This window comes from Streptomyces rubradiris, from assembly GCF_016860525.1.
Classification (GTDB): domain Bacteria; phylum Actinomycetota; class Actinomycetes; order Streptomycetales; family Streptomycetaceae; genus Streptomyces; species Streptomyces rubradiris.
This window is the reverse complement of sequence record NZ_BNEA01000001.1, coordinates 1,162,725-1,184,692: the sequence shown is the minus strand read 5'-3', so window position 1 is coordinate 1,184,692 and position 21,968 is coordinate 1,162,725. Positions and strand designations below refer to the sequence as shown.

General features: G+C 72.4%; 21 protein-coding genes. 15 read left to right on the top strand and 6 right to left on the bottom strand.

Annotated elements, in window-relative coordinates; genetic code table 11:
- Positions 1–199 precede the first annotated feature (199 nt).
- The 10 genes from infC to Srubr_RS05470 all read left to right on the top strand — a co-directional run bounded on the left by infC (position 200) and on the right by Srubr_RS05470 (position 10,887).
- On the top strand, positions 200–838 hold the full coding sequence (gene infC / locus Srubr_RS05515; protein ID WP_189996389.1) for a translation initiation factor IF-3: 639 nt from the start codon (positions 200–202) through the stop codon (positions 836–838).
- Positions 839–960: 122 nt separating this feature from the next.
- Positions 961–1,155 (top strand): 50S ribosomal protein L35, encoded by a 195-nt coding sequence (rpmI, locus tag Srubr_RS05510; RefSeq protein ID WP_004933563.1) that lies wholly within the window; start codon positions 961–963, stop codon positions 1,153–1,155.
- A gap of 98 nt (positions 1,156–1,253) precedes the next feature.
- Positions 1,254–1,637 (top strand): 50S ribosomal protein L20, encoded by a 384-nt coding sequence (gene rplT, locus Srubr_RS05505; protein ID WP_006141703.1) that lies wholly within the window; start codon positions 1,254–1,256, stop codon positions 1,635–1,637.
- Between the two features lie 200 nt (positions 1,638–1,837).
- Positions 1,838–2,701 (top strand): TrmH family RNA methyltransferase, encoded by an 864-nt coding sequence (locus tag Srubr_RS05500; RefSeq protein WP_189996200.1) that lies wholly within the window; start codon positions 1,838–1,840, stop codon positions 2,699–2,701.
- Positions 2,702–2,751: 50 nt separating this feature from the next.
- A complete protein-coding gene (locus Srubr_RS05495; protein ID WP_189996201.1) occupies positions 2,752–3,885 on the top strand; it encodes a sensor histidine kinase in 1,134 nt (377 codons plus the stop codon).
- Positions 3,886–4,012: 127 nt separating this feature from the next.
- The gene (gene pheS / locus Srubr_RS05490; RefSeq protein WP_189754939.1) at positions 4,013–5,134 is read left to right on the top strand and encodes a phenylalanine--tRNA ligase subunit alpha; all 1,122 of its coding nucleotides are present in this window, start codon (positions 4,013–4,015) and stop codon (positions 5,132–5,134) included.
- On the top strand, positions 5,134–7,647 hold the full coding sequence (pheT, locus tag Srubr_RS05485; RefSeq protein ID WP_189996202.1) for a phenylalanine--tRNA ligase subunit beta: 2,514 nt from the start codon (positions 5,134–5,136) through the stop codon (positions 7,645–7,647). Before pheS ends, pheT begins: the two co-directional genes overlap by 1 nt.
- Before the next feature lie 202 nt (positions 7,648–7,849).
- Positions 7,850–8,917: a PP2C family protein-serine/threonine phosphatase gene (locus tag Srubr_RS05480; protein ID WP_189996203.1), complete on the top strand. Its 1,068-nt coding sequence runs from the start codon at positions 7,850–7,852 to the stop codon at positions 8,915–8,917.
- Between the two features lie 28 nt (positions 8,918–8,945).
- On the top strand, positions 8,946–10,286 hold the full coding sequence (locus Srubr_RS05475) for a transcriptional regulator (protein WP_189996204.1): 1,341 nt from the start codon (positions 8,946–8,948) through the stop codon (positions 10,284–10,286).
- Positions 10,287–10,350: 64 nt separating this feature from the next.
- Positions 10,351–10,887 (top strand): NUDIX hydrolase, encoded by a 537-nt coding sequence (locus Srubr_RS05470; RefSeq protein ID WP_189996205.1) that lies wholly within the window; start codon positions 10,351–10,353, stop codon positions 10,885–10,887.
- Here Srubr_RS05470 and Srubr_RS05465 read toward each other — a convergent pair.
- Both Srubr_RS05465 and Srubr_RS05460 read right to left on the bottom strand, forming a co-directional pair.
- On the bottom strand, positions 10,884–11,144 hold the full coding sequence (locus tag Srubr_RS05465) for a hypothetical protein (RefSeq protein ID WP_189996206.1): 261 nt from the start codon (positions 11,142–11,144) through the stop codon (positions 10,884–10,886). The two genes, Srubr_RS05470 and Srubr_RS05465, sit on opposite strands and share 4 nt — an antisense overlap.
- A gap of 206 nt (positions 11,145–11,350) precedes the next feature.
- Positions 11,351–12,211 carry a 3-hydroxybutyryl-CoA dehydrogenase gene (locus Srubr_RS05460; RefSeq protein WP_189996207.1) on the bottom strand — a complete coding sequence of 287 codons (861 nt, stop codon included), beginning with the start codon at positions 12,209–12,211 and terminating at the stop codon, positions 11,351–11,353.
- Positions 12,212–12,382: 171 nt separating this feature from the next.
- Between Srubr_RS05460 and Srubr_RS05455 the strand changes: the two genes are divergently transcribed.
- Positions 12,383–13,696 carry a glycoside hydrolase family 10 protein gene (locus tag Srubr_RS05455; protein ID WP_373313533.1) on the top strand — a complete coding sequence of 438 codons (1,314 nt, stop codon included), beginning with the start codon at positions 12,383–12,385 and terminating at the stop codon, positions 13,694–13,696.
- Here the strand turns inward: Srubr_RS05455 and Srubr_RS05450 are convergent, their stop codons facing one another.
- Both Srubr_RS05450 and Srubr_RS05445 read right to left on the bottom strand, forming a co-directional pair.
- Positions 13,697–13,897: a DUF1918 domain-containing protein gene (locus Srubr_RS05450; protein ID WP_189996209.1), complete on the bottom strand. Its 201-nt coding sequence runs from the start codon at positions 13,895–13,897 to the stop codon at positions 13,697–13,699. It lies immediately after the preceding gene.
- A 17-nt stretch (positions 13,898–13,914) separates the two neighbouring features.
- Positions 13,915–14,826 (bottom strand): DMT family transporter, encoded by a 912-nt coding sequence (locus Srubr_RS05445; protein WP_189996210.1) that lies wholly within the window; start codon positions 14,824–14,826, stop codon positions 13,915–13,917.
- Here Srubr_RS05445 and Srubr_RS05440 point away from each other — a divergent pair.
- Together Srubr_RS05440 and Srubr_RS05435 are read left to right on the top strand one after the other, a co-directional pair.
- Entirely contained in the window at positions 14,825–16,258 is a 1,434-nt protein-coding gene (locus tag Srubr_RS05440; RefSeq protein ID WP_189996211.1) for an aminotransferase-like domain-containing protein, read from the top strand. The genes Srubr_RS05445 and Srubr_RS05440 overlap by 2 nt on opposite strands.
- 43 nt (positions 16,259–16,301) lie before the next feature.
- Positions 16,302–16,793 carry a GNAT family N-acetyltransferase gene (locus Srubr_RS05435; RefSeq protein WP_189996212.1) on the top strand — a complete coding sequence of 164 codons (492 nt, stop codon included), beginning with the start codon at positions 16,302–16,304 and terminating at the stop codon, positions 16,791–16,793.
- A gap of 31 nt (positions 16,794–16,824) precedes the next feature.
- Here the strand turns inward: Srubr_RS05435 and Srubr_RS05430 are convergent, their stop codons facing one another.
- Positions 16,825–17,334 carry a DUF6314 family protein gene (locus Srubr_RS05430; protein WP_189996213.1) on the bottom strand — a complete coding sequence of 170 codons (510 nt, stop codon included), beginning with the start codon at positions 17,332–17,334 and terminating at the stop codon, positions 16,825–16,827.
- A gap of 132 nt (positions 17,335–17,466) precedes the next feature.
- On the opposite strand from Srubr_RS05430, the gene Srubr_RS05425 reads away from it, so the two are divergent.
- Positions 17,467–19,947 (top strand): alpha-L-arabinofuranosidase C-terminal domain-containing protein, encoded by a 2,481-nt coding sequence (locus Srubr_RS05425; protein ID WP_189996214.1) that lies wholly within the window; start codon positions 17,467–17,469, stop codon positions 19,945–19,947.
- Between the two features lie 15 nt (positions 19,948–19,962).
- Here the strand turns inward: Srubr_RS05425 and Srubr_RS05420 are convergent, their stop codons facing one another.
- The gene (locus Srubr_RS05420; RefSeq protein WP_189996215.1) at positions 19,963–21,195 is read right to left on the bottom strand and encodes a cysteine desulfurase; all 1,233 of its coding nucleotides are present in this window, start codon (positions 21,193–21,195) and stop codon (positions 19,963–19,965) included.
- A 105-nt stretch (positions 21,196–21,300) separates the two neighbouring features.
- On the opposite strand from Srubr_RS05420, the gene Srubr_RS05415 reads away from it, so the two are divergent.
- Complete coding sequence (locus tag Srubr_RS05415) at positions 21,301–21,894, top strand: ABATE domain-containing protein (protein ID WP_189996216.1); 594 nt, start codon at positions 21,301–21,303, stop codon at positions 21,892–21,894.
- Positions 21,895–21,968: the final 74 nt, after the last annotated feature.

Genomic DNA, 21,968 nt, shown 5'->3' with positions numbered 1-21,968 from the left:
TGACCGCCATCGTTCCGTACGGGCGATGGAGTCGCCCGAAAGCGCGCCCCGCGACATCGCGGCGGTGCTCCGGATGTATTGGAGCCCCGCAGGTGATCGTCCGGGGCATTTTTGTTGCTTCGGCGCGGTTAGGTCTAACGAACACAGACGTTACGCGGCTGTCCGCCAGACCGTCGCGTGGTGCTACCGAGGAGGATCCATCAGCGCCGAGCCCCGCATCAACGACCGGATTCGCGTTCCCGAGGTGCGACTTGTCGGTCCCAGTGGCGAGCAGGTCGGCATCGTGCCGCTCGCGAAGGCACTGGAGCTTGCGCAGGAGTACGACCTGGACCTGGTCGAGGTCGCGGCGAACGCCCGTCCGCCCGTGTGCAAGCTCATGGACTACGGGAAGTTCAAGTACGAGTCGGCCATGAAGGCCCGTGAGGCGCGCAAGAACCAGGCGCACACGGTCATCAAGGAGATGAAGCTCCGGCCGAAGATCGACCCGCACGACTACGACACCAAGAAGGGTCACGTCGTCCGGTTCCTCAAGCAGGGCGACAAGGTCAAGATCACGATCATGTTCCGTGGCCGTGAGCAGTCCCGCCCCGAGCTGGGCTACCGCCTGCTCCAGCGGCTCGCGGAGGACGTCCAGGACCTCGGTTTCGTGGAGTCGAACCCGAAGCAGGACGGCCGCAACATGATCATGGTCCTCGGTCCGCACAAGAAGAAGACCGAGGCGATGGCCGAGGCCCGTCAGGCGCAGGAGGCCCGCAAGGCGGAGGCGAAGGCCAACCCCGGCCGCTCGCAGAACCCCGCCGAGGCTCAGGCGTCCGCCGAGGAGCCCGCCGAGGCGTGATCCCGGGGGATGTGCTCCGTGTACGTCCCCGAGGATGTAACCGAAAGAAGAGAGCGACGCTCCGCCGTGCCCGGTTTCACGACCGGGCACCGGAGCGCCACCGACGAGGAGATAACGGCGCTATGCCGAAGAACAAGTCGCACAGCGGTGCCAGCAAGCGCTTCAAGGTCACCGGCTCCGGCAAGGTGCTCCGTGAGCGCGCCGGCAAGCGCCACCTGCTTGAGCACAAGTCGTCCCGCGTCACGCGTCGCCTCACCGGCAACGCCGAGATGGCCCCGGGCGACGCCGCGAAGATCAAGAAGCTTCTCGGCAAGTGACGCGGCGGCGCCCTGTGAGCGCCGTGCGTCTGGACCGGGACCGAATCGTTTCCGGGTCGTGTGAGGACCCCCACGACCCCGCTACAAGGAGTTAACAAGTGGCACGCGTCAAGCGGGCAGTCAACGCCCACAAGAAGCGCCGGGCGATCCTGGAGCAGGCCTCCGGCTACCGCGGTCAGCGTTCGCGCCTGTACCGCAAGGCCAAGGAGCAGGTCACCCACTCGCTGGTCTACAACTACAACGACCGCAAGAAGCGCAAGGGCGACTTCCGTCAGCTGTGGATCCAGCGCATCAACGCCGCTGCCCGCGCCAACGGCATCACCTACAACCGCTTCATCCAGGGTCTGAAGGCCGCGAACGTCGAGGTCGACCGCAAGATCCTGGCCGAGCTCGCCGTGAACGACGCGAACGCCTTCGCGGCGCTCGTCGAGGTCGCGCAGAAGGCGCTGCCGTCGGACGTCAACGCGCCCAAGGCCGCGTGACGCTGCGCTGGCTCTAGCCGACGCTCACTTCGGGACCCGCAGGCTGCATAGCTTGCGGGTCCTGTTGTTGGGACCTCCAGGCAGTCGTTCGGCTGCCCGCCGGTGAGGGCTTGTCGCGCAGTTCCCCGCGCCCCTTACGGGGCGCCGCAGCCACCCCGCGTGGAAAGAGCAAGAGAACTCATCCGAAGGTGAAGAACAACATGCCCCCCGTCAGCCCCGAGCTGATCTCCCCCCGGTCCGCGCGTGTTTCTGCTGCTCGGCGGCTTGCCAAGCGGAACTTCCGGGGGAAGGACCGGCTGTTCCTCGCCGAGGGGCCGCAGGCCGTGCGGGAGGGGGCCGGGCATCGGGGGGCCGACGGCAGCGCGACGCTCGTGGAGCTGTTCGCCACCGTCGAGGCCGCCGAGCGGTACCCCGACATCGTGGGGGAGGCACGGGACGCCGGCGCCCGGGTGCACCTGGCCTCCGAGGAGGTCATCGCCGAGATCTCCACCACCGTCACCCCGCAGGGCCTGGTCGGGGTCTGCCGGTTCCTGGACACCCCCTTCGAGGAGATCCTCGCCGCCCGGCCCAGGCTGGTCGCCGTCCTCGCCCACGTACGCGACCCCGGCAACGCCGGCACCGTGCTGCGCTGCGCCGACGCCGCCGGCGCGGAGGCCGTGATCCTCACCGACGCCTCCGTGGACCTGTACAACCCCAAGGCCGTCCGGGCCTCCGTCGGCTCCCACTTCCACCTGCCCGTCGCCGTCGGCGTGCCCGTGGAGCGGGCCGTGGCCGGCCTGAAGGAGGCCGGGGTGCGGATCCTCGCCGCCGACGGAGCCGGCGACCGCGACCTCGACGAGGAACTGGACAAGGGCACCATGGGCGGACCCACCGCCTGGGTGTTCGGCAACGAGGCGTGGGGGCTGCCCGAGGAGACCCGGGCCCTCGCCGACGCCGTCGTCCGCGTCCCCATCCACGGCAGGGCCGAGAGCCTGAACCTCGCCACGGCCGCCGCCGTATGCCTCTACGCCTCGGCCCGTGCGCAGCGCGCCTCCGGAGGGTGCCGCTCCGTCACCGAGAGCTAGTAGGGTGACCAGCGCGGGGCCCTGCGCCGTCTGAGAGGTGGGGTACGGGGATGAGTGTGGCCGGCACGAGTACCGCGCCGGAGGGACGGGACGAACGGGACACACCTGTGCCCGAGCCGGGCGGACACCGGGGCGTCGACCCGGGCGAGCTGCCCGACGGCCTGGTCATCGCCGACGAAAAAGGCCGCGTGACCTGCTTCAACGCCGCCGCCGGGCGCGTCACCGGGGTACCGCCCGCCGAAGCCCTCGGACAGCCGCTGGAGAAGGCGCTGCCATTAGAGGACCTGGAGGGGCGCCGCTGGTGGCAGCTCACCGACCCCTACGGCGGACTCGCCATCCGCACCCGGCAGCCGGAGCGCAACCTGCTGCTGCCGGGCGGCCGGGAGGTCCTGGTCACCGCCCGCTACGTGCGCGACGAACCGCTGGGCCCGGTGCGGTCGGTGGTCGTCTGCCTCCGGGACACCGAGGCCCGCCGCCGCACCGAGCGCAGCCACGCCGAACTGATCGCCACCGTCGCCCACGAACTGCGCTCCCCGCTGACCTCCGTGAAGGGCTTCACCGCCACCCTGCTCGCCAAATGGGAGCGCTTCACCGACGACCAGAAGCGGCTCATGCTGGAGACCGTCGACGCCGACGCCGACCGGGTCACCCGGCTCATCGCCGAACTGCTGGACATCTCCCGCATCGACTCCGGGCGCCTGGAGGTCCGCCGCCAGCCCGTCGACATCAAGGCCGCCGTCTCCCGGCACATCCAGGCCTACGTCGCGGCCGGCCAGCCCGCCGAGCGGTTCCTGCTCCGCATCGAACAGCCGCTGCCCGCCCTGTGGGCCGACCCCGACAAGATCGACCAGGTGCTCAGCAACCTCATCGAAAATGCCGTGCGGCACGGCGAGGGAACCGTCACCATTGGCATCACGCCCTCGGCGTCCCCGCGCGAGAGCGAGGAAACCGGCACATCGGTCACGGTGAGCGACGAAGGGCCCGGCATCCCGGAGGAGTCCATGAACCGCGTCTTCACCCGCTTCTGGCGGGGCAGCAAGCGCGGCGGCACCGGACTCGGGCTGTACATCGTCAAGGGCATCGTGGAGGCCCACGGCGGCACCATCACGGTCGGCCGCGCCCCCCGCGGCGGCGCCGAGTTCCGATTTACCCTGCCCGTGGCGACCCCGGCCTGTCTCGGCTGACGGCCCACGGGCTCTTCGCATACCTCCACCCCGTTAGACTCGGCCTTTGGCACCTTTGTGTCCTTCACGCGGCCCTCGCGAGTCGGTGACGGGGACCATCCGCCAGCAATCGGAAGCACGGGAAGAGATGTCGGCACCCAATAAGTCGTACGACCCTGTCGAGGTCGAGGCGTTGAAACCGGAAGAGATCGAGCGCATGCGGGACGAGGCGCTCGCCGCCTTCGCCGCCGCGGACTCCCTCGACGCGCTCCACGAGGCCAAGGTCGCCCACACCGGCCCCGCCTCCCCGCTGGCCCTCGCCAACCGCGAGATCGGCGCCCTGCCCCCGCACGCCAAGGCCGAGGCCGGCAAGCGCGTCGGCATGGCCCGCGGCGCCGTCAACAAGGGCCTCGCCGCCCGCCAGGCCGAGCTCGAGGCCGAGCGCGACGCCCGGGTGCTGGTCGAGGAGGACGTCGACGTCACGCTGCCGTACGACCGCGTCCCGGCCGGCGCCCGCCACCCCCTCACCACGCTCTCGGAGCGCATCGAGGACATCTTCGTGGCCATGGGCTACGAGGTCGCCGAGGGCCCGCAGGTCGAGGCCGAGTGGTTCAACTTCGACGCGCTCAACATCGGCCCGGACCACCCGGCCCGCGGCGAGGCCGACACCTTCTTCGTCCAGGGCCCGGACGGCGGCGCCGAGTCCGGCGTGGTGCTGCGCACCCACACCTCGCCCGTGCAGATCCGCTCCCTGCTCGACCGCGAACCGCCGGTCTACGTGATCTGCCCCGGCCGCGTGTACCGCACGGACGAGCTGGACGCCACCCACACCCCGGTCTTCCACCAGGTCGAGCTGCTCGCCGTGGACGAGGGCCTCACCATGGCCGACCTCAAGGGCACCCTGGACCACATGGTCCAGTCCCTGTTCGGTGAGGGCATGAAGACCCGGCTGCGCCCGAACTTCTTCCCCTTCACCGAGCCGAGCGCCGAGATGGACATGCTCTGCTACGTCTGCAAGGGCGAGTCCGTCGGCAACGCCGACCGGCCCTGCCGCACCTGCTCGTCCGAGGGCTGGATCGAGCTGGGCGGCTGCGGCATGGTCAATCCGCGGGTGCTCACCGCCTGCGGCGTCGACCCGGAGAAGTACAGCGGCTTCGCCTTCGGGTTCGGCATCGAGCGGATGCTGATGTTCCGCCACAACGTCGAAGACATGCGAGACATGGTCGAGGGTGACGTCCGGTTCACCCGGCCGTTCGGGATGGAGATCTGATGCGGGTCCCGCTTTCTTGGCTGCGGGAGTACGTCGACCTGCCGGCGACGGAGACCGGCCGTGACGTCCAGGCCAAGCTCATTTCGGCAGGCCTGGAGGTCGAGACCGTCGAACAGCTCGGCGCCGACCTCAAGGGCCCGCTGGTCGTCGGCCAGGTGCTGACCATCGAGGAGCTGGAGGGCTTCAAGAAGCCGATCCGCTTCTGCACGGTCGACGTCGGCCAGGCCAACGGCACCGGTGAGCCCCAGGAGATCGTCTGCGGCGCCCGCAACTTCGCGGTCGGCGACAAGGTCGTCGTGGTCCTGCCCGGCGCCACCCTGCCCGGCGGCTTCTCCATCTCCGCCCGCAAGACCTACGGCAAGGTCTCGCACGGCATGATCTGCTCCAGCGACGAGCTGGGCATGGGCGACGACGGTGCCCACGGCATCATCGTGCTGCCGCCGGAGACCGAGGTCGGCAAGGACGCCATCGAGCTGCTGGAGCTGGTCGACGAGGTCCTGGACATCGCCGTCACCGCCAACCGCGGCGACTGCCTGTCCATCCGCGGCGTGGCCCGCGAGGCCGCCATCGCCTACGGCCTGCCGCTGCGCGACCCGGCCCTGATCGACGTACCGGCCCCGAACGCCTTCGGCTATCCGGTGCAGGTCTCCGAGCCGTACGGCTGCGACCGCTTCACCGCCCGCACGGTCACCGGGCTGCGCCCCGAGGCGCGGTCCCCGATCTGGCTCCAGCGCCGGCTGCAGAAGGTCGGCATGCGCCCGGTCTCGCTCGCCGTGGACATCGCGAACTACGTGATGATGGAGCTGGGCCAGCCGCTGCACACCTACGACCGCAAGCTGATCCAGGGCACCATCGGCGTGCGCCGGGCCGAGGAGGGCGAGAAGCTCGTCACCCTCGACGGCGTCGAGCGCACCCTGCACGCCGAGGACCTGGTCATCACCGACGAGCGCGGCCCGATCGGGCTCGCCGGCGTGATGGGCGGCGCCAACACCGAGATCGCCGATCACGACGACGCGGAGAACGCGACGACCGAGGTGGTCATCGAGGCCGCCCACTTCGACGCCGTCTCCATCGCCCGTACGGCCCGCCGCCACAAGCTGCTGTCCGAGGCGTCCCGCCGCTTCGAGCGCGGCGTCGACCCGCAGGCCGCCGCCGCTGCCGCGCAGCGCACCGTGGACCTGCTGGTCCTGCTCGCGGGCGGCACGGCGGAGGCCGGCGTCACCGAGGTCATCGCGCCCTCGGCACCGCACACCATCACCCTCCCGGCCGACCACCCGGACAAGGTCGCGGGCGTCACCTACGGCCGTGAGACGGTCGTCCGCCGCCTCCAGGAGGTCGGCTGCGATGTCTACGGGCAGGACGAGCTGATCGTCACCGTCCCGTCCTGGCGGCCCGACCTGACCGACCCGAACGACCTCGCCGAGGAGGTCATCCGCCTGGAGGGCTACGAGAACCTGCCCTCCACGCTGCCCAAGCCGCCCTCCGGCCGCGGTCTGACCCACCGCCAGCGGCTGCACCGCCGGGCCGGCCGCGCGCTGGCCGGCGCCGGGTACGTCGAGGCGCCGAACTACCCCTTCGTCAGCGAGCAGGTCTTCGACCAGCTCCAGCTGGCGGCCGACGACCCGGCCCGCCGCGTCGTCAAGCTGGTCAACCCGCTCAGCGACGAGGAGCCCGCGCTGCGCACCACGCTGCTGCCGGGCCTGCTCGGCGCGCTGCGGCGCAACGCGGGCCGGGGCTCGCACGACCTGGCGCTGTTCGAGACCGGACTGGTCTTCCACCCGCGCGAGGAGAGCCGTGCCGCCGCGCACCTGCCCGTCGACCGGCGTCCCACCGACGAGGAGATCGCCGCGCTGAACGCCGCGCTGCCCGAGCAGCCGCGGCACGCGGCCGTCGTCCTGGCGGGCGCGCGCGAGCAGGCCGGCTGGTGGGGCAAGGGCCGCCCGGCGGACTGGGCCGACGCCGTCGAGGCGGCGCGCGCCCTCGCCCGCGAGGCCGGTGCGGAGCTGGTCGTGCGCAAGGGCCAGTACGGTCCCTGGCACCCGGGCCGCTGCGCCGAGCTGGCGGTCGTCGCCGACGGCACCGAGAAGACCGTCGGCCACGCGGGCGAACTGCACCCGCGGGTCCTGAAGGCCCTGGGCCTGCCCGAGCGCACCTGCGCGATGGAGCTGGACCTGGACGCCCTGGAGGCGGCGGGCGACGGCGTTCCGCAGGCCCCGGGCATCTCCGCGTTCCCGGTCGCCACGCAGGACGTCGCCCTCGTCGTCGACAAGCCGGTACCGGCCGCGGAGGTCGAGGCGGCGCTGCGCGAGGGCGCGGGCGAACTGCTGGAGTCCATCCGGTTGTTCGACGTCTACGAGAACGCGGAGCAGCTGGGCGAGGGCCGCAAGTCGCTCGCGTACGCGCTGCGGTTCCGGGCCACCGACCGGACGCTGACCGTGGACGAGGCGTCGGCCGCGCGGGACGCGGCGGTCGCCCTCGCGGGCGAGCGGACGGGAGCGGTCCTGCGCGGCTGAGCGCGGGTGGGTTCGGTGCCCCTTTTCGGGCACTGATCCCTCCACCAACTGCATAAATGCGGGTTGACTGACGGTCGGATCACTCATTTGAGTGGGAACTCGGGGTGATCCGGTCCGCCCGGGTCCTTCCCTCGACAGAATCGGACCGGCCTTTCGGGGTCGGTCCGACTGCTCTGTCAGGCCCACATGGGGGACCACAGGCATGATCCGCATCAAGGCACGGGCGCCCACCGGGCGGGCGACGGTACTGCCCGCGGTCTGGGGAGCCGTCGCGGTCGGCTACAAGTTCGGCTGCCCGCTCGCCCAGCAGAACGGCCTCGGGGCGCGCATCGTCACCAGCGCCGTGTTCTTCGCCGTCGGCACCGGCCTCATCCTGCACGTGCGCCACACCCTGCTCAGGGAGCTGCGGATCGCCCGGAAGGTGGCCCGTACCGCGCAGAACGTCGTACTGCGTCCGCCGCCGCCCCGTGTGGACGGGATCGACGTGGCCGCCGCCCAGCTCTCCGCCGACCGGGGCGCGAGCGTGGGCGGCGATCTGTACGAGGCCATCGCCACCGAGCACGGCGTCCGCGTGGTGATGGGCGACGTACGGGGGCACGGCCTGGCCGCCCTCGGCACCGTCGCCGCCCTGCTCGGCAGCTTCCGCGAGGCCGCCCACGACGAGCCCGCACTGGACCGGGTGCTGCGCCGGCTGGACCGCGCCCTCGCCCGCCACCTGCGCGAACGCGCCCGCGCCGAACATCCGGCGCACGGCGGCCCCGAGCCCGACGCCCCGGTCGCGGAGGAGTTCGTCACCGTGCTGCTGCTGGAGATCGGCCCGGACGGCGAGGTGCGCGCCCTCAACTGCGGCCACCCCTGGCCCTATCTGCTCAGCGGTACGACGGTCGGCCCGCTCTCGCACCTCGATCCGCTCCCGCCGCTCGGGCCGTTCCCGCTGCCGGCCGAGCTGACGGCCCGGTCCTGCGGCCGGCTGCTGCCGGGGGAGTTGCTGGTGCTGTTCACCGACGGGGCGGAGGAGGCACGGGACGCGCGGGGGCGGTTCTTCCCGCTGCCGAAGGTGCTGGCGAACGCGGTGCGGGGGCAGCCGGTGACCCCGCAGACGGTCCTGCGCACGGTCGTGAGCGCCCTCCTCGACCACACGCGCGGCACCCCCGACGACGACGTGGCGCTCCTGGTGCTGCGCAACGCGCGCGGACCCGGGCCCCGGGCGGCGGCCACGGAGCCCGGCGCCCGGTTCACACCCCGTGTGAAGGCGGAGCCACTACGCTGACGGCACCAGGCCACCCGGGGGGCATCCCATGCAGCCCAACACTCTGCTCGACGCGATCCTGGACGAGGCGGGGATCTCGCACGCCGGACTCGCCGCCCACGTCAACCAGGCGGGCCGCGCCCGCGGTCTCGCGCTGCGCTACGAACACACCGCCGTGGCGCGCTGGTTGAAGGGCCAGCGGCCCCGCGGCCAGGTGCCCGACCTGATCTGCGAGGTACTGGCGGCCCGGCTGCACAGACCGGTCACGCTGGACGACATCGGGCTCGGCGTGCCCGGCGGGCCGGGCAGCCCGCACGCCGGTTCGCTGGGCGGGTTCGTGGAGCGGGCCACCGCCCTGTGGCGGTCGGACGAACAGCAGCGGCCCCATGTGCTGGACGCCCCCGCGGTCACCGGCACCCCGGCCGTGATGCCGGTGTGGGAGTGGGAGAACCCGCCCGAGGACGTGGACGTCTCCCGGGGCGGCCGGCAGCAGGTCACCGAGGCCGACATCGAGGTGCTGCGCGCCGCCCGGGCGCACTACGAGCAGATGTACCGCAAGGCCGGCGGGATGGCGACCCGCACCCGGGTCGTCGGCTTCCTCAACTCCGAGGCCGCGCCGCTGCTGCGGGGCAGCTACACCGACGCCACCGGACGCCGGCTGCACCGTGCCACGGGCGCCCTGGTGGCGATCGCGGGCATCTGCGCGTACGACTCCGACGCCCATGGCCTCGCCCAGCGCTACTTCCACCAGGCGCTCAGGCTCGCCAAGGCCAGCGGCGACCGGGGACTCGGCGCCTATGTGATCGCGCTGCTGGTCAACCAGTCGCTGTTCATGCGGGAGTACCGGCAGGCCGTCGCCTTCGCCGAGGCCGCGCTGCGCACCGCCGGCCGGCACATCACCCCGGCGCTCGCCTCCGACCTGTACGCCATGCAGGCCAAGGCGTACGCCCACCTCGGCGACAGCGGCGGCGCGCTGTCCCGCATCCGGCGCGCGGAGACGGCGGCCGAGCGGATCCGGCGCGGCCACGAGCCCGCCGAGACCGGGTACGTGCAGCCGGGGCTGGTCAATGTGCAGGTGGCCGAGGCGCTGCTCAGTCTCGGTGACCTCACCGGCGCCCGGGAGCACGCGGCGGCGGCCGTCGGCACCCCCGCCCACGACCGGGGCCGGGTGCACCGGCTGGCCATGCTCAGCACCATCGAACTGCGCCGGGGCAACGCCGACCAGGCCGTGGCCACCGCCGTGCAGATGGCGGAGCAGTCCCGCGGCATGGAGTCCCAGCGGCTGCGCGACCGGCTGCGCGCGGTGCGCGAGCACCTGGTGCGCTGCGGCTCGGCGGGTACCGCCGAGGCCGCCGAACTGATCGACGGAGCGCTGCGCGTGCCTCTGTAGGCCCACTGTGGGGTACACGGTCCCTGCTGCGATATTGCCACTCCCCGACGGAAGGTGGCATACCGTGCAGTGGACGAAACACTGTGAGAAATCCGTGTATGAGACCCGCTGGTTCCGTGTCAATCTGGCGGATGTCGAGCTGCCGGACGGCCGGCACCTCGACCACTTCGTGATCCGGCTGCGGCCCGTGGCCGTGGCGACGATCGTCAACGCGGCGAACGAGGTGCTGCTGCTGTGGCGGCACCGCTTCATCACCGACAGCTGGGGCTGGGAGCTGGCGGCGGGCGTGGTCGAGGACGGCGAGGACATCGCGAGCGCGGCGGCCAGGGAACTGGAGGAGGAGACCGGCTGGCGGCCGGGGCCCCTGCACCACCTGATGACCGTGGAGCCGTCCAACGGCCTCACCGACGCCCGGCACCACATCTACTGGTCCGACCGGGGCGAGTACGCCGGACATCCCGTGGACGACTTCGAGTCGGACCGGCGGGAGTGGGTACCCCTCAAACTCGTCCCCGACCTGATCGCCCGTGGGGAGGTCCCGGCCGCCAACATGGCGGCCGCGTTACTCCTGTTGCACCACCTCAGGCCCGCCGAGGGCTAGTGGGCCGACAGCGCCTGCCAGAGCGTCACCACGAGCGCGCCGAGCGCGGTCAGCGCGGCGAGCGAGGGCAGCGGCCAGCGTGCGTGTTCCAGCGAGGCCATCCGGGAGTTCAGCTCGTCCAGTTCCTTGGCGGTCTCCTCGGTGCGGTGGCGCAGCAGCGCCAGTCCCCCCTCGACCCTGGCGTAGGCCACGTCGAGGCGGCGCCGTAACTCTGCGAGTTCTCCATGGACCACGGGATGCTCCGGTTCGGTGGTCACGGGTTCGTTCCTCTCGGTAGTCGAAATGAGTGGTTCCGCATCCCCTGCATGCGCATGATGAGTCAACTCGCCTGGTGGGCGCGTGGGGAGCGTGTGTGGCGGGCATATGTGTGCCCGGCGCGCACACGGTGTGTGAAACAGTCGGGCCCGGCACCGTACTCCGGTGCCGGGCCCGACGGGCGTCGCTCTTCGTAATCAGCCGTGGGTCAGCCGTAGGTGTAGAAGCCCGACCCGGTCTTCCGGCCGAGCCGGCCCGCCTCCACCATGCGCTGGAGCAGCGGGGGAGCGGCGTACAGCGGCTCCTTGTACTCGGCGTACATCGAGTTGGCGATGGAGACGATGGTGTCCAGGCCGATCAGGTCGGACAGCTTCAGCGGGCCCATCGGGTGGGCGCAGCCCATCTCCATGCCGTTGTCGATGTCCTCGCGGCTCGCGATGCCGGACTCGAACATCCGGATCGCCGACAGCAGGTAGGGCACCAGCAGCGCGTTCACCACGAACCCGGAGCGGTCCTGCGCGCGGATGGCGTGCTTGCCGAGCGCCTTCTCGGCGAAGACCTGGGCGCGGCTGAGCGTGCCCTCGGAGGTGGTGAGCGCCGGGACCAGCTCGACCAGCTGCTGCACGGGGGCCGGGTTGAAGAAGTGGATGCCGACGACGTGGTCCGGGCGGGAGGTGGCGACGGCCAGCTTCACCAGCGGGATCGAGGAGGTGTTGGAGGCCAGGATCGCGTCCGGCCGGGTCACCACCTGGTCGAGCACCTGGAAGATCTCGGTCTTGACCTGCTCGTTCTCGACCACGGCCTCGATCACCAGGTCCCGGTCGGAGAACTCGCCGAGGTCGGTGGTGAAGCTCAGCCGCGCCTGGCTGGCGTCCCGCTCCGCCTCGGTGATCTTGCCGCGCTCGGCGGCCTTGGCCAGGGAGTTGTACAGCCGGGTACGGCCGATCTCCAGGGCCTCGCCGGTGGTCTCGGCGACCCGCACGTCCAGTCCCGCACGGGCGCACACCTCGGCGATGCCCGCGCCCATCTGGCCGCAGCCCACGACTCCGACGCGCTCGATGTCGGTCACATCGTCCCCTTCGCTGGTCTTCCGGCTGGCTGGCAGGATCTCCGGGTTTCGGCGCCTGCTCCGACCGTGCACGTTACCGCCAAGTATCGATGATCGATCGCCGGGGTAGGGACATCCTGGAGCGTGAAACGATCCGTGACCGGACGGATCCGAGGCGTATGGGGAGACTCGGTGGCGCGTATCTCGCGACGGACCCTCGCACGGGCAGCGCTGTCCGCACTGGCCTTGCCGGCCCCCGTCCCGGGCGCGCCGGGGAACACCGGCCCCGTCCAGGCCGCACCGGGGGCGACCGCGGGCACCGGTATCGCCGCCCGGAGTGCTTCCGGGCCGCCGGGGCCGTACCGTCCGCCGCGGGCGACCGCGGAGATGCGGGGCGTCTGGATCGCGAGCGTGGCCAACCGGGACTGGCCCTCGCGGCCCGGCCTGCCGGCCGACCGGCAGCGGGCCGAGCTGATCGCCCACCTCGACCGCGCGGTCCGCCACCGGCTCAACACGGTGATCCTCCAGGTGCGGCCGGCCGCCGACGCGCTGTGGCCGTCGCCGTACGAGCCCTGGTCCGAGTGGCTCACCGGCACCCAGGGCCGCGACCCGGGCTGGGACCCGCTGGGCACTGCCGTGCGGGAGGCCCACGCCCGGGGACTGGAGCTGCACGCCTGGTTCAACCCGTACCGGGTGGCGAACCACGCCGACCCCACCCGACTGGCCGCCTCCCACCCGGCCCGCGAGCACCCCGGCTGGGTGGTGCCGTACGGCGGCCGGCTGTACTACGACCCGGGACAGCCCGAGGTCCGCGCCTTCGTGCTGCGGGCGATGCTGGACGCGGTCGCCCGCTACCCGGTCGACGCCGTCCACTTCGACGACTACTTCTACCCCTATCCCGTCGCCGGGCAGACCTTCGACGACGACGAATCCTACGACCGCCACGGCGGGGCCTTTCCCAGCCGGGCCGCCTGGCGTCGGCACAACATCGACACGCTGGTGCGCGAGACGGCCGCCGGAATCCGGCGCGTCCGGCCCGGCACCCGGTTCGGGATCAGCCCCTTCGGCGTCTGGCGCAACGCCGCCACCGACCCGCGCGGCTCGGAGACCCGGGCGGGCGTCCAGACGTACGACGACCTGTACGCGGACACCCGCACCTGGGTCCGCGAGCACTGGATCGACTACGTCGTCCCCCAGCTGTACTGGCACATCGGCAACGCCGACGCCGACTACGCGGCCCTCGCCGCCTGGTGGTCCGAGACCGCCGAGGGCACGGCGACGCGGCTGTACCTCGGGGAGGCCCTGTACAAGGCGGGCGACGCGGCGCAGCCGTCGGCCTGGCAGGACCCGGTCGAGCTGTCCCGCCATCTCACCCTCGCCGCCCGGTATCCGCAGGTGCGCGGGCACGTCTTCTTCGCCGCCCGGGACGTGGCGGCCGACCCCGCCGGGGCGATGGCGCGCGTGGTCGCCGACCACTACCGGGGGCCGGCGGGACCACCGCGCTGACTACCGCTGCGGGTGCTTCTCCTCGTGCTTGACCTGGCAGTCGGGCCCGGGGGACATGATCGTCTCGTGACCGTTCTCGGCGCGGACACGATAGGGCGGGTTGCCCTCGGGACCGAGTACCTCGACCACTTCCACGACATGGTCGTGCTGACCGACCACCCTGCCGTGCTGGACCAGCTTGTCGCCCTTGGATGCGCGCATCTGGGCCCTCCTTGCGCTCACGACCGCTGCGTGACGGCGATGCACACGAGCACGGCCACGGCGGTCAGCGGTGCGGCCACCGTGAAGTGTTCGCCCAGCAGCAGCGCCGACCACACCAGTGTGAGCAGGGGCTGGGCCAACTGCAACTGGCTGGCCCGCGGGATGCCGATGGCCGCCATGCCCCGGTACCAGACGACCAGGCCGAGGAACTGCGAGCCCAGGGCCACCCACAGCAGCCCGGCGACGCCGTGCCCGGTCAGGTGCACGGGTTCGTACGCCAGCGCCACCACGGTGGCCGGCACGCTGAGCGGCAGACACAGCACCAGCGCCCAGCCGATGACCTGCCAGCCCGGCATGACGCGGGCCAGCCGGCCGCCCTCGGTGTAGCCGGCCGCGCACACCAGCAGCGCCGCGAAGAGGTAGCCGTCGGCCGTGGTGAGCGCGCCGCCGCTCTGGGTGAGGGTGAAGGCGATGACGGCCGCCGCGCCCGCCACGGCCGCCAGCCAGAACCGGCGGGAGGGCCGGGCGCCGGTGCGCAGGGCGGAGAACACGGCGGTGGTCAGCGGCAGCAGCCCCACCACGACGGCCGCGTGGGCGGTGGTGGACGTCTCCAGCGCGAGCGTGGTCAGCATCGGGAAGCCCAGCACCACCCCGGCGGCGACCACGGCCAGCCCGGCCAGATGGCGGCGCGCCGGGAGCCGTACCCGCAGCGCCAGCAGACAGCCCCCGGCGACGATCGCGGCGAGGACCCCGCGCACCGCCACCAGCGACCACGGGCCGAAGCTCTCCAGGCCCCAGGCGGTGGACGGGAAGGTCAGCGAGAAGGCGATCACGCCGAGACCGGCCTGGACGGTGCCGAGGCCCCGCAGGTCCCCGGGGGCGGTGACTGCTATCGGGCTCGCGGTAGTAGCGCTACTCTGTGTTCTCATGCAACAGCGTAGCAGTGTGGGAGAGCTGACAGAACAGCTCCGGAGAGAGTTCGACCGCTACTCTCCTGGAGGAAAGCTCCCGTCGAGCAGGGCTCTGGTGGAGCGGTTCCGGGTCAGCCCGGTGACCGTCTCCCGGGCCCTCGCCCAGCTCGCCGCCGAGGGCCTCGTGGTCACCCGTCCCGGCGCCGGTGCCTTCCGGGCCCGGCCGCACCGGCCGGAAGGCCCCGCCGGGGACACCTCCTGGCAGGAGGTCGCCCTGAGCGCCGACGGCGCGGCCGAGCTCGTCCCGCGCACGGTGGACGCCTCGGGCGTCACCGTCTCGCTGGCCGCCCCGCCGCCCGGGGTGCTGGAGTTCAGCGGCGGCTATCCGCACCCCTCCCTGCAACCGGAGCGGGCCATGGCGGCGGCCCTGGCCCGGGCCGGCCGGCGCCCCGGCGCCTGGGAGCGGCCGCCGCTGGAGGGGCTGCCGGAGCTGCGGGAGTGGTTCGCGCGCGGGATCGGCGGTGCCGTCACCGCCGCCGAGGTGCTGATCGCCGCGGGCGGCCAGGCGGCCCTGGCCACCGCCCTGCGCGCGCTCGCCCCGCCCGGCGCCCCGGTGCTGGTGGAGTCGCCCACCTACCCGGGCATGCTGGCGCTCGCCCGCGCGGCCGGGCTGCGGCCGGTCCCGGTGCCCGTGGACCCCGACGGGGTCCGCCCCGACCTGCTCGCGGACGCCTTCCACGCCACCGGCGCCCGGGTCTTCGTCTGCCAGCCGCTGTTCCAGAACCCGACCGGTGCGGTGCTGGCCCCGGCCCGGCGCGCCGAGGTGCTGCGCATCGCCCGCGAGGCCGGGGCGTTCGTCGTGGAGGACGACTTCGTGCGCCGGCTCGTGCACGCCGACGCCGGTCCGCTGCCCCGCCCGCTGGCCGCCGACGACCCGGACGGCGTGGTGGTGCACGTCGGCTCGCTCACCAAGGCGACCTCGCCCAGCTTCCGGGTGAGCGCGCTGGCCGCGCGCGGGCCGGTGCTGGAACGCCTGCGCGCGATCCAGGTCGTGGACAGCTTCTTCGTGCCCCGCCCCCTCCAGGAGGCCGCCCTCGAACTCGTCGGCTCGCCGGCCTGGCCGCGCCATCTGCGGGCGTTGTCGGCCGAGTTGAAGATCCGCCGTGACGTCATGACGGGTGCGCTCGCCCGGGAGCTCCCGGCGCTGGCCCTGCCGCACATCCCGACCGGCGGCTACCACCTGTGGCTGCGGCTGCCCGACGGGCTGGACGAGGCAGCGCTGACCGCGGCGGCGCTCCGCGCGGGCGTCGCCCTCACCCCGGGCCGCCCCTATTTCAGCGCCGAAGCGCCCGCCGCCCACCTCCGGCTGAGCTTCGCGGCGGTGGCCGGCACCGGGGAGATCACGGAGGGGGTGCGGCGGCTGCGGGCGGCGTACGAGGAGGTGCGGTGAAAACCCCTGGTCCGTACGGAGCGCGGACTGTGAGGATCATCGTATGAGCGATGCATCCGACCTCCCCGAGGGTCCCGGCCTGCCCGAGCGTCCCGACCTCCCCGAGGCTCCGGCCCTTCCCGAGGGTTACGAGTTCTCCGCCGACACCGCCCGCGTCGACGTCGACCGCGTGCACGGCTGGCTGTCGTCCGACGCGTACTGGGCGCTCGGCCGCCCCCGCGACAAGCACGAACGGGCGATGGCGTCCTCGCTGAACTTCGGCGTCTACGCCACGGAGTCCGGGGAGCAGGTGGCGTACGCGCGGGTGGTCACCGACCGGGCGCTGTTCGCCTGGCTCGCCGACGTGTACGTGGACCCGTCGGTGCGCGGCAAGGGCCTCGGCACGGCGTTCGTCGGCCGGATCCGCGACCACCTGGCGCCCCTCGGGCTGAGCCGGCTGCTGCTCGCCACCGAGGACGCCCACGAGGTGTACGCCAGGCTGGGCTTCCGGCCGCTGGAGCGCCCGGAGCAGTACATGGCGCACTCCTTCGAGTGAGCGCCCGGCCTCCTTCGGGTGAGCGCCCGGTTCAGCCCTCGCGGGTGGTGTCCCCGGTGAGCACCTCGCGGGTGTAGTCCGTGGTGAGTTCCAGGTCCTTCGCCGGGCCGCCGACCCGCCACACCGTGCGCCAGCGGCCGGCGTCCAGCACGGTGAACTCGCCCCGGTAGAGGTCGGCCGCGCAGGGGTGGTCGGCGATGTACCGGCCCCGGGTCAGGTCCAGGTCGTGGAAGGGCCGGCCGTCCGCGAAGCGCACGTCCACCCGGCCCGGCGCGGGTCCCGGCAGGAACCGCAGGGTCCGGGTGGCCGGCCGGGTCACCCCGCGCCAGGTGAAGTCGCCGGACTCCTCGTGCAGCAGCCCGCCGCCGTCCAGCGGGCCGAAGACGGTACTCCCGGCGAAGTGCCCTTCGTCCCCGCTCGCCAGATCCCGCACCGCGCGCTCGACGCGCCAGCGGCCGGCCAGGTAGGCCAGCGGGTCGGCCACCGGCCAGAACTCGTCCTCACGCGCATCCGCGAGGGCCGGCCTCTCTTTCCGTCGCATCCTCTGCGGCCTGCCCCTCTTTCCGTACGGTCTCGGTCCGCCCCATTGACGTGCCCATACCCCTTCCCTATCTTGCCGTTCGAAGTGCTGACCAATGTCTGATATTTCGAACAATCGAGCCGCGGAGTATCCATGTCACGCACCACCCGCTTCAGACTCGGCCTGGGCGCGGGCGCCGTCCTGCTCGCCACGGCCGCCCTCCCCGCCCCGGCCCACGCCGAGGAGGTCACCGACTACGCGATCACCGTCGACCCCTCCGCCGCCGGTCCCGCGATCCCCCGCACCATGTACGGGGTCTTCTTCGAGGACATCAACCGCGCCGCCGACGGCGGCCTGTACGCCGAACTCGTCCAGAACCGGTCCTTCGAGTACTCGGCCGCCGACAACGCCTCCTACACCCCGCTGACCGCCTGGACGGTCTCCGGCACCGCCCGGACGGCCGACGACTCCGGCCGGCTCAACGAGCGCAACCGCACCTACCTCGCGCTGGCCGCCGGCTCGTCCGTCACCAACGCCGGCTACAACACCGGCATCGCCGTGCGAGACGGCGAGAAGTACGACTTCTCGGTGTGGGCCCGCTCCGAGACCGGTGCCGCGCTGACCGTCTCCCTCCAGGACTCCGGCGGCCCGCTCGCCACCGCCCGGCGGATCGCCGTGAAGAAGAACGGCTGGGCCCGGTACAAGGCCACCTTCACCGCCACCCGGACCAGCACCACGGGCCGGCTCACCGTGGCCGCCGACACGGCCGCCGCCCTGGACATGGTGTCCCTCTTCCCGCGCGACACCTACAAGCACCAGCCCAACGGCCTGCGCAAGGACCTCGCCGAGAAGGTCGCCGCCCTGCACCCGGGCTTCCTCCGCTTCCCCGGCGGCTGCCTGGTCAACACCGGTTCCATGCGGGACTACAGCGAGGCGTCCGGCTGGCAGCGCAAGCGCGCCTACCAGTGGAAGGACACCGTCGGCCCGGTCGAGCAGCGCGCCACCAACGCCAACTTCTGGGGCTACAACCAGAGTTACGGCCTCGGCTACTATGAGTACTTCCGGTTCGCCGAGGACATCGGCGCCATGCCGCTGCCCGTCGTACCCGCCCTGGTGACCGGCTGCGGCCAGAACCAGGCCGTCACCGACGACGCCCTGCTCAAGCGGCACATCCAGGACACCCTGGACCTCATCGAGTTCGCCAACGGCCCGGCGACCTCCACCTGGGGCAAGGTGCGGGCGCGGATGGGCCACCCGAAGCCCTTCCGCCTCACCCACATCGAGGTCGGCAACGAGGAGAACCTGCCCGCCGAGTTCTTCGCCCGCTTCCAGCAGTTCCGCGCGGCCGTCCAGGCGAAGTACCCGTACATGAAGGTCATCTCCAACTCCGGCCCGGACGACTCCGGCACGGTCTTCGACACCGCCTGGAAGCTCAACCGGGACGCCCGGGTCGACATGGTCGACGAGCACTACTACAACAGCACCCGGTGGTTCCTGCAGAACAACGACCGCTACGACTCCTACGACCGCTCCGGCCCCAAGGTCTTCCTCGGCGAGTACGCCTCCCAGGGCAACGCCTTCAAGAACGGCCTCGCCGAGGCGGCCTTCATGACCGGCCTGGAACGCAACGCGGACGTGGTCGAACTCGCCTCCTACGCCCCGCTGTTCGCCAACGAGGACTACGTCCAGTGGCGCCCCGACCTGGTGTGGTTCAACAACCACGCCTCCTGGGGCACGGCCAACTACGAGGTGCAGAAGCTGTTCATGACCAACGTGGGCGACCGGGTGGTGCCGAGCAGCGCGACCGGCACCCCGGGCGTCAGCGGACCCCTCGCCGGCGCGGTCGGGCTGTCCACCTGGAACACCCGCGCCGCCTACGACGACGTACGGGTCACCGGTGCCGACGGCACCCCGCTGCTCGCCGACGACTTCTCCGGTGACGCCTCGAAGTGGACCCACACCGGGGCCGGCAGCTGGACCGTCCGGGACGGCCGGTACGTCCAGACCGACGACACCGCCGAGAACACCATGGTCCAGGCCGGCGACCCGTCCTGGCACGACTACGACCTGCACGTGAAGGCCACCAAGGAGTCCGGCAAGGAGGGCTTCCTCGTCGCCTTCGGCGTCAAGGACACCGGGAACTACTACTGGTGGAACCTCGGCGGCTGGAACAACACCCAGTCGGCCGTCGAACAGGCAGTGGACGGCGGCAAGTCCACGCTGATGACCAAGGCGGGCTCCATCGAGACCGGCCGCGCCTACGACATCGACGTCAAGGTGCGCGGCCGCCAGGTCACCCTCTACCTCGACGGCGAGGAGTGGGGCGGCTTCACCGACGACAAGCCGGCCGAGCCGTTCCGCCAGGTCGTCACGCGCGACGCGAAGACCGGCGAGCTGATCGTCAAGGTCGTCAACGCCCAGTCCGCCGCCGCCCGTACCGCCATCGACCTGGGCGGCATCGAGGTCGCGTCCCGGGCCAGGGCGACCACGCTCGCCGCCGCGCCGGACGCGGTGAACACCGAGACCTCCACGGCGGTCGCCCCGCGCACGTCCACCGTCACCGGGGTCGCGGGGAAGTTCACGTACACCTTCCCGGCGAACTCCGTCACCTTCCTCAGGATCAAGGAGAAGTAGGAGCGGGCGGGCGGCTCAGACCCCGAAGTACCGCTGGGCCGCCCGCACCCCCGCCACCAGCGCGTCGACCTCCTCCGGGGTGTTGTAGACGTAGAAGCTCGCCCGGGTGGTCGCCGGCACGCCGAACCGCCGGGCGAGCGGCCGGGCGCAGTGGTGGCCGACGCGGACGGCGACGCCCCGCTCGTCCAGCACCTGCCCGACGTCGTGCGGATGGACGCCGTCCACGGTGAAGGAGACGGCCGAGCCGCGGTCGGTGAGGTCGCGCGGGCCGACGATCCGCACCCCGGGCACCTCGGCCAGCAGGTCCAGGGCGCGGGCGGTGAGCATGTCCTCGTGGGCCGCGACCTCCGCCATGCCCAGCCGCTCCAGGTACTCCACCGCCGCCGCGAGCCCCACCGCCTGCGCGGTCATCGGCACCCCCGCCTCGAAGCGCTGCGGCGGCGGCAGGAACGTGGTGCGGTCCATCTCCACGATCTCGATCATCGAGCCGCCGGTCAGGAACGGCGGCAGGCCGGCCAGCTCCGCCGCGCGGCCCCACAGCACGCCGATGCCGTTCGGGCCGAGCATCTTGTGCCCGGAGAAGGCCAGGAAGTCCGCGCCCAGCTCCGTCACGTCCACCGGGCGGTGCGGCACCGACTGGGCGCCGTCCACCACCACCAGCGCACCGGCCGCGTGCGCCCGGTCGGCCAGCTCCCGCACCGGGTTCAGCGTGCCGAGGACATTGGACTGGTGGGTGAGGGCGAGCACCTTGGTCCGCTCGTCCAGCAGCTCCGCCACCCGGGTCAGGTCCAGCCGGCCGTCGTCGGTCAGGCCGAACCAGTCCAGCGTGGCGCCCGTCCGCTCGGCCAGCTGCTGCCAGGGCACCAGGTTCGCGTGGTGCTCCATCTCCGTCACCACGATCCGGTCGCCGGGCCCGATCCGGCCGGCGTTGCCGAGCGCGTACGCGACGAGGTTGACGGCCTCGGTGGTGTTCTTGGTGAAGACCACCTCGTCGTCGGCGGCGCCGATGAACCGGGCGACCGTGTGCCGCGCCCGCTCGTAGGCATCCGTCGCCTCGCCGGCCAGCTGGTGCGCCCCGCGGTGCACGGCGGCGTTGCGGGTGAGGTAGAAGTCCCGCTCCGCGTCCAGGACCTGGAGCGGCTTCTGGGTGGTGGCCCCGGAGTCCAGGTAGACCAGCGGCGCGCCGCTCTCCACCGTCCGTCCCAGGATCGGGAAGTCCTTGCGCAGCGCGTCCACATCGAAGGCCAAGACGATCACCTCTAACGGTTTCTCGGATCATTCTCCGTGAGGCACGCTAAGCCCTCCTCACGGAGAACCGCAAGAATTGCCGTGAGAGACGGCTAGGATGTGGCCGTGGAGCACGAGACCCCCGTCTATCTGCACCAGCTCCCGGTCCCCGGCGAGGACCGGTACGCCTCGCTGGCGCTGGTCAACACCCGGTTCACCGTCAGCCACGGCCGGGTCGACCTGCTCGACGGCGCCGAGGCGGCGCACCTGTGGCTGGTCCGGCACGCCCTGCTGCCCGACCCGGTGGAGCTGAACGGCCGCCAGTCCGGCCGGCTGCGGGCCCTGCGCGAGGCGCTGCGGGCCCTCTTCACGGCCCGGGCCGCCGGGACCCGGCCGCCCGGCGACGCCCTCGACACCCTGAACGCCGCCCTCGCCGCCGCCCCCGCCACCCCCCGCCTGGCCTGGGGCGCCGACGGGCCGCGCCGCGCCGACCTCCCCGACACCGGCAACCCGGCCGCCGCCGCGCTCTCCCTGCTCGCCGAGGACGCCACCGACCTGCTCACCGGCGCCGACGCCGCCCAGCTCACCGAGTGCGCCGCCCAGGGCTGCGCCCGCTGGTTCCTGCGCTCCCACGGCGCCCGCCGCTGGTGCACCACCAAGTGCGGCAACCGGGTCCGCGCGGCCCGGGCCTACGCGGCCCGCAAGGCCGGTTCACCTTAAAAACACCTGCCGGAAATCCAGAGTTGTCCGGCCGGTCATCAAATTCACTCGGTGTTTCCCCGGTCCGGAGAAAG